8 protein-coding genes and 7 tRNA genes are annotated in these 12207 nt (G+C 51.5%); 2 read left to right on the forward strand and 13 right to left on the reverse strand.

Going from position 1 to position 12207, the window contains the following annotated elements; translation table 11 throughout:
• Positions 1-119: 119 nt before the first annotated feature.
• Positions 120-1550: a tRNA (N6-isopentenyl adenosine(37)-C2)-methylthiotransferase MiaB gene (miaB, locus tag LG384_RS06585; protein ID WP_045449497.1), complete on the reverse strand. Its 1431-nt coding sequence runs from the start codon at positions 1548-1550 to the stop codon at positions 120-122.
• 145 nt (positions 1551-1695) lie between these two features.
• Here miaB and ubiF point away from each other — a divergent pair, with 145 nt between their 5' ends.
• Entirely contained in the window at positions 1696-2871 is a 1176-nt protein-coding gene (gene ubiF, locus LG384_RS06590; protein WP_045441056.1) for a 3-demethoxyubiquinol 3-hydroxylase, read from the forward strand.
• A gap of 107 nt (positions 2872-2978) precedes the next feature.
• On the opposite strand, the gene LG384_RS06595 is transcribed toward ubiF, so the two are convergent.
• From LG384_RS06595 to nagB, 12 genes are all read right to left on the reverse strand, one after another.
• Positions 2979-3053, reverse strand: a tRNA-Gln gene (locus LG384_RS06595).
• A gap of 36 nt (positions 3054-3089) precedes the next feature.
• A tRNA-Gln gene (locus tag LG384_RS06600) sits at positions 3090-3164 on the reverse strand.
• A gap of 44 nt (positions 3165-3208) precedes the next feature.
• Positions 3209-3285: transfer RNA gene (locus LG384_RS06605), tRNA-Met, on the reverse strand.
• Positions 3286-3306: 21 nt separating this feature from the next.
• Positions 3307-3381: transfer RNA gene (locus tag LG384_RS06610), tRNA-Gln, on the reverse strand.
• A 37-nt stretch (positions 3382-3418) separates the two neighbouring features.
• Positions 3419-3493, reverse strand: a tRNA-Gln gene (locus LG384_RS06615).
• 23 nt (positions 3494-3516) lie between these two features.
• A tRNA-Leu gene (locus tag LG384_RS06620) sits at positions 3517-3601 on the reverse strand.
• Between the two features lie 8 nt (positions 3602-3609).
• A tRNA-Met gene (locus tag LG384_RS06625) sits at positions 3610-3686 on the reverse strand.
• A gap of 224 nt (positions 3687-3910) precedes the next feature.
• Complete coding sequence (asnB, locus tag LG384_RS06630) at positions 3911-5575, reverse strand: asparagine synthase B (RefSeq protein ID WP_045441057.1); 1665 nt, start codon at positions 5573-5575, stop codon at positions 3911-3913.
• 253 nt (positions 5576-5828) lie between these two features.
• Positions 5829-6581 (reverse strand): ribonucleotide monophosphatase NagD, encoded by a 753-nt coding sequence (gene nagD, locus LG384_RS06635; protein ID WP_038638796.1) that lies wholly within the window; start codon positions 6579-6581, stop codon positions 5829-5831.
• Positions 6582-6638: 57 nt separating this feature from the next.
• Entirely contained in the window at positions 6639-7859 is a 1221-nt protein-coding gene (locus LG384_RS06640; protein ID WP_048221855.1) for an N-acetylglucosamine repressor, read from the reverse strand.
• A gap of 8 nt (positions 7860-7867) precedes the next feature.
• Positions 7868-9016, reverse strand: coding sequence for an N-acetylglucosamine-6-phosphate deacetylase (gene nagA, locus LG384_RS06645; protein ID WP_225760652.1), 1149 nt, complete (start codon positions 9014-9016; stop codon positions 7868-7870).
• A gap of 60 nt (positions 9017-9076) precedes the next feature.
• A complete protein-coding gene (gene nagB / locus LG384_RS06650) occupies positions 9077-9877 on the reverse strand; it encodes a glucosamine-6-phosphate deaminase (RefSeq protein ID WP_003022803.1) in 801 nt (266 codons plus the stop codon).
• Positions 9878-10221: 344 nt separating this feature from the next.
• Here nagB and nagE point away from each other — a divergent pair, with 344 nt between their 5' ends.
• Positions 10222-12171, forward strand: coding sequence for a PTS N-acetyl glucosamine transporter subunit IIABC (nagE, locus tag LG384_RS06655; RefSeq protein ID WP_045441060.1), 1950 nt, complete (start codon positions 10222-10224; stop codon positions 12169-12171).
• The last annotated feature ends 36 nt before the right edge of the window (positions 12172-12207 follow it).

The following is a 12207-nucleotide window of genomic DNA, read 5'->3' on the forward strand; positions in this document are numbered from 1 at the left end:
TGCAGATGCGTTGGCTTCGCTTGTTCACCCCAGTCACATAGTTATCTATGCTCCTGGGGATTCACGCTCTTGCCGCCTTTCTGCAGCTCGAATTATTCAGGGGAGGTGATGCCTTAAGATTAAGGCTGATAAATACCTACGCCGAGATCGTTTTCTTTGCGGGTGCGTGCAATGACTGACTCAGGACTTTCTGCGATGCGCAGGCCCATTTCGTCTTCAGTGCGTACCACTTTACCGCGCAGAGAGTTGGTCCAGACGTCGGTAATTTCAACGTCTACGAACTTACCAATCATTTCCGGGGTGCCTTCAAAGTTCACCACACGGTTATTTTCGGTACGTCCAGACAGTTCCATAATGCTTTTACGCGACGTGCCTTCAACCAGAATACGCTGAGTCGTGCCGAGCATACGGCGACTCCAGGCCATCGCCTGCTGGTTGATACGTTCCTGCAGAATATACAGACGCTGTTTTTTCTCTTCTTCCGGAACGTCGTCAACCATATCGGCGGCTGGTGTGCCAGGACGCGCAGAGAAGATAAAGCTGTAGCTCATGTCGAAATTGACGTCAGCAATCAGCTTCATGGTCTGCTCGAAATCTTGCGTGGTTTCACCAGGGAAGCCAACAATGAAGTCAGAGCTAATCTGGATGTCCGGGCGCGCGGCGCGCAGTTTACGGATGATCGCTTTATATTCCAGCGCGGTATGGGTACGGCCCATCAGGTTCAGGACGCGATCCGAACCACTCTGTACCGGCAGGTGCAGGAAGCTCACCAACTCCGGGGTGTCACGATAGACTTCAACGATATCATCGGTGAACTCGATCGGATGGCTGGTGGTAAAGCGAATGCGATCGATCCCGTCGATAGCGGCAACCAGACGCAGCAGGTCGGCAAACGAACCAATTGTGCCGTCGTAGTTCTCACCACGCCAGGCGTTGACGTTTTGCCCCAGCAGGTTCACTTCACGTACGCCCTGAGCTGCAAGCTGGGCGATTTCGAACAGAATGTCATCCGCCGGGCGGCTGACTTCTTCACCACGGGTGTACGGCACCACGCAGTAAGTACAATATTTATTACAGCCTTCCATGATGGATACAAACGCGCTTGGACCTTCAGCACGCGGTTCAGGCAGACGGTCGAATTTTTCGATTTCCGGGAAGCTGATATCCACCACCGGGCTACGGGTGTTGCTACCGCGCACTTTATTGATCATTTCCGGCAGGCGGTGAAGCGTTTGTGGCCCAAAAATAATATCGACATAGTGTGCACGTTGACGAATGTGATCACCTTCCTGAGAGGCAACACAGCCACCGACACCAATAATAAGATCGGGATTTTTCTCTTTTAAGAGTTTCCAGCGACCTAACTGGTGGAAAACTTTTTCCTGAGCCTTCTCGCGGATTGAGCAGGTATTCAACAGCAACACATCCGCTTCTTCCGCCACGTCGGTCAGTTGATATCCGTGAGTGGCATCCAGCAGATCGGCCATCTTCGATGAATCGTATTCGTTCATCTGACAGCCCCAGGTTTTAATATGGAGTTTTTTGGTCATCGACTTGCTCTTGCGAAATTGTGGCTGAAATGCAGGGCGCATAGTGTACTGCTTTGGCGCGGTTGTGACCAGTATGACCGATGTCAGCCTCAAGGGGTAAAAAATCCTGTAAACTTACACAATACATGTAACAGGATGATTGACCATGACAAATCAACCAACGGAAATTGCCATTGTCGGCGGGGGGATGGTCGGCGGCGCGCTGGCGCTTGGACTGGCGCAGCATGGATTCTCGGTAACGGTTATTGAACATGCCGTTCCTGCGCCGTTCGTGGCTGACGGACAACCTGATGTGCGTATTTCGGCGATTAGCTCGGCATCTGTGTCGCTGTTGAAAGGGCTGGGCGTCTGGGATGCGGTACAGGGTATGCGCAGTCATCCTTATCGTCGCCTGGAAACCTGGGAGTGGGAAAACGCTCATGTGGTGTTTGATGCCGCTGAGCTTAAACTGCCATTGCTGGGCTATATGGTGGAAAACAATGTCCTGCAACAGGCGCTCTGGCAGGCGCTGGAAGCCCATCCAAAGGTGACTTTGCGCGTGCCGGCATCACTGATCTCTCTGCATCGCCATAATGACCGGCATGAGCTTGAGCTGGCAGGCGGTGAAAAGATCACTGTGAAGCTGGTGATCGGTGCCGATGGAGCGAATTCTCAGGTACGCCAAATGGCCGGAATTGGCATTCATGCCTGGCAGTATGCGCAATCCTGTATGTTGATAACCGTTAAATGCGAGAACTCACCAGGAGACAGCACCTGGCAGCAGTTTACCCCTGACGGTCCTCGCGCGTTTTTACCGCTGTTCGATAACTGGGCTTCGCTGGTGTGGTATGACTCTCCGGCAAGGATCCGCCAGTTGCAGAGTCTCAGCATGCCGCAGCTACAGGCCGAGATCACCAAACACTTTCCTGCACGGCTCGGACACGTTACACCAGTCGCAGCGGGCGCGTTTCCGCTTACTCGTCGCCATGCGTTGCAATATGTGCAGCCAGGTCTGGCGCTGGTGGGTGATGCCGCGCATACCATTCATCCGCTGGCAGGGCAGGGGGTTAATCTGGGATACCGCGACGTTGATGCCCTGATTGATGTGCTGGTTAATGCCCGTAGCTATGGTGAATCCTGGGCCAGTCAACAGGTGCTGAAACGCTACCAAAACCGTCGTATGACCGATAACTTCATTATGCAGAGTGGGATGGATCTGTTCTACGCCGGGTTTAGCAACAATCTGCAGCCGCTGCGTATTATGCGTAACCTCGGGTTAATGGCGGCAGAACGAGCCGGTGTGTTGAAGCGTCAGGCGCTGAAGTATGCGTTAGGGTTGTAGTGCGTATGCGGGCCTACGCAATTCGCCGTAGGCCCGATAAGCCTTTTGCCATACGATATTGAGAGCGCAGAAAAGCAAAAAGCTCGCCGAAGCGAGCTTTTTTAATATGGCTGGGGTACGAGGATTCGAACCTCGGAATGCTGGTATCAGAAACCAGAGCCTTACCGCTTGGCGATACCCCAACGGGTGCACCCACAAAGTGGACGACTTTTTGAAATTGGCTGGGGTACGAGGATTCGAACCTCGGAATGCTGGTATCAGAAACCAGAGCCTTACCGCTTGGCGATACCCCAACAATTTTTTGGATTTACCGAATTAAATCGATACGTCCTTAATATGGTGGCTACGACGGGATTCGAACCTGTGACCCCATCATTATGAGTGATGTGCTCTAACCAGCTGAGCTACGTAGCCATATATTATCATATTCTTCGATGGCTGGGGTACCTGGATTCGAACCAGGGAATGCCGGTATCAAAAACCGGTGCCTTACCGCTTGGCGATACCCCAATGACCGTCGCGGTGAACCGCTATATCGAAGAAAAAATGGCTGGGGTACCTGGATTCGAACCAGGGAATGCCGGTATCAAAAACCGGTGCCTTACCGCTTGGCGATACCCCATCCGTGCAACGCTTACGGGTGAATGGTGCGGGAGGCGAGACTTGAACTCGCACACCTTGCGGCGCCAGAACCTAAATCTGGTGCGTCTACCAATTTCGCCACTCCCGCAAAAAAGATGGTGGCTACGACGGGATTCGAACCTGTGACCCCATCATTATGAGTGATGTGCTCTAACCAGCTGAGCTACGTAGCCATCTTTTTTTTCGCGTTACCTTATCGGCGTTGCGGGGCGCATTATGCGTATTGAGCTTTGAAGCGTCAACCCCTTTTTCATGGAAAATAGCTGGAATGTGACTGTTTGGTTAGGTTGCGAACAGCATGACGCAATATTCGGCAATTATTAGTTATTAATTGTTTTTCCGCACGTTAAATCGACATAAAAAAAGAGCCCCGCAGGGCTCTTTTCTGATGATTTGCTTACTTATAAGCTGACTGATGCACACCAACTGCACGGCCTGATGGATCGTTCATGGTTTTGAACGCTTCATCCCATTCAATTGCTTTTGCTGAAGAACAGGCGACAGACGGGCCGCCAGGCACGCATTCAGCAGCGCTTGCTACCGGGAACAGTTCTTCGAAAATCTCACGGTACAAGTACGCCTCTTTCGATGATGGCGTGTTATACGGGAAGCGGAAGCTGGCGGTTTCCAGTTGCTGGTCGGAAACTTGCTCTGCTGCCACTTCTTTCAGCGTGTCAATCCAGCTGTAACCGACGCCGTCAGAGAACTGCTCTTTCTGACGCCACGCCACGCTGGCTGGCAGGTAAGATTCAAAGCATTCGCGCAGGACATGTTTTTCCATTTTCCCGTTGCCACACATTTTATCCTGCGGGTTGATGCGCATCGCCACATCGAGGAATTTTTTATCCAGGAAGGGAACGCGGGCTTCGACACCCCAGGCAGACATCGCTTTGTTGGCACGAGCACAGTCAAACATATGCAGCGCTTGTAGTTTACGCACGGTTTCTTCATGTAGCTCTTTCGCGTCTGGCGCTTTATGGAAGTAGAGATAGCCGCCAAAGACTTCGTCTGAACCTTCACCCGACAGCACCATTTTAATGCCCATCGCTTTAATTTTACGAGACATCAGGTACATCGGCGTTGAGGCGCGAATTGTTGTTACATCGTAGGTTTCGATGTGATAGATGACGTCGCGGATCGCATCCAAACCTTCCTGCACGGTGAAGTGGATCTCGTGATGCACGGTGCCTAAATGGTTCGCCACTTCTTGCGCGGCTTTCAAATCTGGTGCGCCTTCCAGACCCACAGCGAAGGAGTGCAACTGAGGCCACCAGGCTTCGCTGCGTTCCTGATCTTCAACACGACGCGCCGCGTATTTTTTGGTGATGGCAGAAATAACGGAGGAGTCCAGGCCGCCGGACAGCAGTACACCGTAAGGGACATCTGACATCAGATGGCTTTTGACGGCGTCTTCCAGCGCCTGACGCAGTTCGTTTTTATCCGTCACATTGTCTTTTACCGCATCGTATTCAAACCAGTCGCGCTGGTAGTATTGACGAATTTCGCCATCTTTGCTCCACAGATAGCTACCGGCCGGGAATTCTTTAATCGTGCGGCACACCGGAACCAGCGCTTTCATTTCTGAGGCAACATAGAAGTTACCGTGTTCGTCATAGCCCATATACAACGGGATGATCCCGAGATGATCGCGGCCAATCAGGTAGGCGTCTTGTTCGCTGTCGTACAGCGCAAAGGCAAACATACCCTGCAGGGAGTCGAGGAATTCTGGCCCTTTTTCCTGATACAGCGCGAGGATAACTTCACAGTCAGAACCGGTCTGGAACTGGTAGCGGTCGCCGTATTCAGCGCGTAACGCCTGGTGGTTATAGATTTCACCGTTCACCGCCAGAATATGTGTTTTTTTCATGTTGTACAGCGGCTGAGCACCTGCGTTGACGTCGACAATCGACAAACGCTCATGTGCCAGAATGGCGTTATCACTGGCGTAAATACCCGACCAGTCCGGGCCACGATGACGCATCAGACGGGACAATTCCAGGGCTTTTTTACGCAGCTCAACTGCGTCTGTTTTAATATCGAATACGCCAAAAATAGAACACATAACCTTCTCCGTTAACCTGTTGCGTGATGCTTTTTGTGTTTGCTTGATTAAGAAAATGCCGCAAAGGCGGTGGGGGCGCAAGGAGTTTGGCGTACTGAAAGTAAAAAACTCAATGATGATTATTGAATGGTGAAAAAAGATTACGTAATAAGCGTATTTATTGATGAATTATCAGTAAATCGGCAGTTTTATTGAATGGAGTGATTTTGTGTGCCGGATGGCGCGTTTACGCTGATCTCCGGCACAGAAGTGCTTAGATAACATCTATCTCGGCAACGGAAGGGTAGATCCAGCTTGGTCGGAACGGCATGCTGTCGATATCGTCAAGCGTGGATACGCCAGACAACACCAGGATGGTTTCAAGGCCAGCCTGGAAGCCTGCCAGAATATCTGTACGCAGGTTGTCACCGACAATAACGGTCTCTTCGGAGTGCGCCTGCATTTTGTTGAGTGCCGCGCGAATAATCCATGGGCTGGGTTTGCCGACATAAAATGGTTTACGCCCGGAGATCTTTTCGATACCGGCGCAGAGCGCACCACAGGCGGGATAAAAACCGCGGCCATGGGTATCCGGGTTGGTCGCGATAAAGCGCGCGCCATTGGCAACAAAATATGCCGCTTTATGCATCATGTCCCAGTTGTAGGAGCGCGTCTCGCCGACAATCACGAAGTCGGGGTTAACATCGGTAATGGTAAAGCCGGCTTTATACAGTTCGTGGATCAGCGCACCTTCACCCACGACGTAGGCTTTTTTCCCTTCCTGGCGACGCAGAAAATCGGCAGTGGCCATGGCGGAAGTATAAAAGACGCTATCGGGGACATTCACACCAGCCGTGGCGAAGCGGTTCGCCAGATCCTGCCCGGTCTGAGAAGGGTAGTTAGTCAGCAGGACTAACGGCAAACCTTTTTCTAGGATGCCGGTCAGAAACTCTGCCGCACCCGGTACGGCAACATTGTCGTGCATCAGCACGCCGTCGATATCACAAATTACATTCTTGATGGTCATGAACTACCCAGGGAATTTGTCAGGAGTCTGATAGTAACCCAATATTCTATGAGAGCATTAATTTTCCAGCAAACGTTGCAGCAACGAACCGTTGAGCATAGCGCGTTTCACCAGCGCAAATGCGCCAATGGCTGAGCGGTGGTCCAGCGTGGAGCGAACCACGGGCAGATTGTGGCGAAACGCCTTCAACGCCTGGGTATTAATGCAGCTTTCTATTGCCGGAAGCAGCACTTTATCTGCCTCAGTAATCTCACCGGCAATGACGATTTTTTGCGGGTTAAACAGGTTAATGGCGATAGCGATGGTTTTACCCAGATGGCGACCAACGTGCTCAATGACTTCCGACGCCAGGTTATCGCCTTTATTCGCAGCCTTACAGATGGTTTTAATGTTGCAATCATCCAGCGTCAGTCGACTCGGATAGCCTTGCTTGAGTAAGTTTTGTACGCGATGCTCAATGGATGCGTTAGCTGCAATAGTTTCCAGACAGCCAAAATTCCCGCAGTGGCAGCGTTCACCCAGCGGCTCAACCTGAATATGACCAATTTCACCGACGTTGCCGTTGCGACCAATGAAAATTCGGCCATTTGAGATGATCCCAGCCCCGGTCCCGCGATGGACGCGCACCAGAATGGAGTCTTCGCAATCCTGACTTGCCCCAAAATAGTGCTCGGCAAGCGCCAGACTGCGAATGTCGTGGCCGACAAAGCAGGTTACCTGAAAACGTTTCTCCAGCGCTTCGACCAACCCCCAGTTTTCAACCTGAATATGCGGCATGTAGCGGATAACGCCGCTTTCGGGATCAACCAGCCCTGGCAGAATGACAGAGATAGCAATCAGTTCACGGATTTTCCGTTGGCAGCTATCAATAAAGGTGGAAATCGTATTGAGCAGCGCATACTCCAGCGTTTCCTGTGTGCGCTCGGGAAGAGGATAATGCTCTTCTGCGACCACTTTGCTGCTCATATCATAGAGTGTGAGCGTGGTGTCGTGGCGGCCCAGGCGTACGCCGATAGCGTGGAAATTGCGGGTTTCGGTGACGATAGAAATAGCGCGGCGGCCTCCAGTGGAGGCCTGCTGATCAACCTCTTTGATCAGCCCGCGTTCAATCAGTTGACGCGTAATTTTTGTTACGCTGGCGGGGGCAAGTTGACTCTGCTCGGCAATCTGAATTCGCGAGATTGGCCCATGCTGGTCAATCAGGCGATAAACTGCCGCGCTGTTAAGCTGTTTTACGAGATCAACATTACCTATTTGAGCTTGTCCGCCTGGTGTCATTCTTTCTCTTACTCAGTAACGACCTCGTTGCCATTAACGATGGTCTTGATAATTTTAAAGTCGTGCGTGAACGCGGTCAGGTTGGCTACTTTGCCTGGCGCGATGCTGCCGAGTTGTTTGTCGACGCCGATTGCGCGAGCAGGGTAGAGAGTCGCCATGCGCAGGACTTCATCCAGTGCAATACCGCAATGTTCAACCAGATTACGTACGCCTTCGATCATGGTTAACGAAGAGCCGCTCAGCGTGCCGTTCTCATCCACACACAGTCCATTGCGGTAGTATATTGTTTTACCAGCGAAAATGAACTGTTCAATATTTGCACCTGCCGGGGCGGTTGCGTCGGTCACCAGGCACAGTTTGTCACCTTTCAGGCGCTTGGCGTTACGAATATTAACGTAGTCAACATGCAGACCGTCGGCGATGATACCGCAATAAATATCGGCCTCATCAAGTATTGCGCCTGCCAGACCTGGTTCGCGGCCAGTAATATAAGGCATCGCGTTGAACAGGTGCGTTGCAAAGGTGATACCCGCACGGAATCCAATTTTGGCTTCTTTTACCGTTGCGTTAGAGTGGCCTGCTGAAACGACAATACCTGCATTTACCAGCTTTGTTATCACTTCGGTTGGGACCATTTCTGGTGCCAGCGTCACTTTGGTGATGACGTCCGCATTATCGCACAGGAAATCGACCAGCGCAGCGTCAGGCTGACGGACAAAACCCGGATTATGGGTACCTTTTTTCACCAGGTTCAGCCACGGACCTTCAAGGTGAAGTCCTAATGCCTGGTTGGGGTGTTTCGCCAGGTATTCGCGCATTACGCGAACGCCTTGTTTCATCAGGTCATCGCTGGTGGTAATAAGCGTGGGCAGGTAGTTAGTGCAGCCTGATTTTTCATTGGCTTTCTGCATGATTTCCAGCGTCTCAACGGTGACGGCTTCTGCCGTATCGTTAAACTGTACGCCGCCGCAGCCGTTTAACTGCGCATCAATAAAACCGGGGGAAATAATGGCCCCATTCAGTGAGCGTTGTTCAATCCCGGACGGTAATTCCGCCAGTGGGCAGACGCTGGCTATCAGGCCATCAGCGACAACAATCGCATGGTCATCAAGAATTTCGTGACCGGTAAAAATCCGGCCCTGGGTTAAAGCATACATTCCGACCCCCGATTTCAAAAAATGCCGCCCTGCAACTTTTTCGGCAGGGCGGAGATACCATTACAGACCTTTAATATTTTCCGCTTCTAACTCGTTGAAGTATTTCAGCGTTTTCACTTTCAGTTCCATTGTTGAAGGCTCATCGCAGACAACGACGGCTTTCGGATGCAACTGCAGGCAACTGATGGTCCACATATGGTTGACGTTACCTTCAACGGCTGCTTGCAGCGCCTGTGCTTTTTGATGGCCCAGCACCAGGATCATCACTTCTTCAGCATCCAACAGGGTGCCAACACCTACGGTCAGCGCATATTTAGGCACCTGGCTTACGTCGCCATCAAAGAAGCGTGAGTTAGCTACGCGAGTGTCATGAGTCAGCGTTTTGATACGTGTGCGGGAAGCCAAAGAAGAGGCAGGTTCGTTGAACGCGATATGTCCGTCGTTGCCTACACCACCCATAAACAGATGGATTTTACCGTAAGAACGGATTTTTTCTTCATACTGACGGCATTCTGCATCAATATCCGGCGCGTTACCATTGAGGAGGTTAATATTTTCTGCTGGAATATCAACATGATCAAAGAAGTTACGGTGCATGAAGCTGTGGTAGCTTTCCGGATGCTCTTTCGGCAAACCTACATATTCGTCCATGTTGAAAGTGACAACATGTTTGAAGCTCACCTGGCCCGCTTTGTGCATTTCGACTAATGCTTTATAGGCTGTCAGCGGTGTACCACCAGTTGGCAGGCCCAGAACAAACGGACGATCTGCCGTTGGTTTAAACGCGTTAATACGGTTAACGATATGGCGAGCAGCCCATTTGCCGACTTGTTCAGCGGTATTCAGGGGGATCAGTCTCATTCTTCACCTCAAAAGTAAATGTAAGCAATTGGCGGATTGAGTCGCTGTGCTGTATTAAGCGTAACCTGGTTTTGCATCGGTAAGGATCAATCCGTTTCGATTTTTTGAATGATAAAATAAGTTTTCGTAGTTAGCCAGTGAAAGGGAGGGTTTATAACGATATTTGGTGACTGGAATCACAAAAAACATGCTTTTAATTTGCGATACGAATTAATTTTTCACACACTCTGAATGTAGATGAATGGTTAATATCGTTGTTCCAGAAAATCTTGTTGTTGGTAATGGTCGCACAATAAAAATATGGCTTCAAAGGAGCCTAATCGGGGTCTCGTAGGGGGAATAAAATGAATATTTTAGGTTTTTTCCAGCGGCTGGGTAGGGCGTTACAGCTCCCCATCGCTGTGCTGCCTGTCGCGGCACTGTTGCTGCGATTTGGCCAACCAGATTTGCTTAACGTACCCTTCATCGCGCAAGCGGGTGGGGCCATCTTTGATAACCTCGCGTTAATATTTGCCATCGGTGTGGCATCCAGCTGGTCTAAAGACAGCGCAGGTGCTGCAGCGTTGGCAGGTGCGGTCGGTTATTTCATATTGACCAAAGCAATGGTTACCATCAACCCGGCGATCAACATGGGCGTGCTGGCAGGTATTATTACCGGTCTGGTCGGTGGTGCGGTGTATAACCGCTGGTCTGGTATCAAACTGCCTGACTTCCTGAGCTTCTTCGGCGGTAAACGCTTTGTGCCAATCGCCACCGGTTTCTTTTGCCTGGTGCTGGCTGCTATCTTCGGCTACGTGTGGCCGCCGGTGCAGAACGCTATCCATGCAGGTGGTGAGTGGATCGTGGGCGCTGGCGCGCTGGGTTCCGGTATCTTTGGTTTCATCAACCGTCTGCTGATCCCAACCGGTCTGCATCAGGTTCTGAACACCATTGCCTGGTTCCAGATTGGTGAATTCACCAATGCGGCAGGCGCAGTATTCCACGGTGACATCAACCGCTTCTATGCGGGCGACGGCACTGCGGGTATGTTCATGTCAGGCTTCTTCCCGATCATGATGTTTGGTCTGCCGGGTGCGGCGCTGGCGATGTACTTTGCAGCACCGAAAGCACGTCGTCCGATGGTTGGCGGTATGCTGCTGTCTGTGGCGATCACTGCGTTCCTGACCGGTGTTACCGAGCCGCTGGAATTCCTGTTCATGTTCCTGGCACCATTGCTGTACCTCCTGCACGCACTGTTAACGGGTATCAGCCTGTTCGTCGCAACGCTGCTGGGGATCCACGCGGGCTTCTCCTTCTCCGCAGGTGCTATCGACTACGTGTTGATGTACAACTTGCCGGCAGCAAGCCAGAACGTCTGGATGCTGGTAGCGATGGGGCTGGTGTTCTTCGTCATCTACTTTGTGTTGTTCAGCGCGGTTATTCGCATGTTTAACCTGAAAACGCCGGGCCGCGAAGATAAAGAAGACGAAATTGTTACTGACGAAGCAAACAGCAATACCGAAGAAGGTTTAGCGCAACTGGCCACCAACTACATTGCTGCGGTTGGCGGTACGGATAACCTGAAAGCGATTGACGCCTGTATCACTCGTCTGCGTCTGACCGTTGTCGACTCTGGTCGCGTCAACGATGCGATGTGTAAACGTTTAGGCGCATCCGGTGTGGTGAAACTGAACAAGCAAACTATCCAGGTCATCGTGGGTGCGAAAGCAGAATCCATCGGCGACGAGATGAAGAAAGTTGTGGCCCGTGGTCCGGTTGCAGCAGCGTCTGGTGAAAGTGCACCAGCAGCAGCGGCTCCGGTTGTCAAACCGCAGGCGGTCGCGAATGCGGTAACTGTCGAAGCACTGGTTTCTCCGATTACCGGTGATGTGGTTGCCTTGGAGCAAGTTCCTGATGAAGCTTTCGCCAGCAAAGCGGTTGGTGACGGTGTGGCAGTGAAACCGACGGATAAAATCGTTGTATCCCCGGCAGCAGGCACCATCGTGAAGATCTTTAACACCAACCATGCGTTCTGTTTGGAAACAGAAAAAGGCGCGGAAATCGTTGTCCATATGGGTATCGATACCGTCGCGCTGGAAGGCAAGGGCTTTAAACGTCTGGTTGAAGAAGGTGCGGAAGTTACTGCAGGTCAACCTATTCTGGAAATGGATCTGGAGTATCTGAACGCCAATGCACGTTCAATGATTAGCCCGGTTGTTTGCAGCAACAGCGATGATTTCGGTGGTCTGGTGATCAAAGCCGAAGGTCATGTGGTTGCAGGTCAAACGCCACTGTACGAAATTAAAAGTAAATAATCGCTGTAGCCGGATAAGGCGCAAAGCGCCGCGATC

This window comes from Citrobacter sp. Marseille-Q3906, assembly GCF_916618775.1.
GTDB lineage: Bacteria > Pseudomonadota > Gammaproteobacteria > Enterobacterales > Enterobacteriaceae > Citrobacter > Citrobacter murliniae.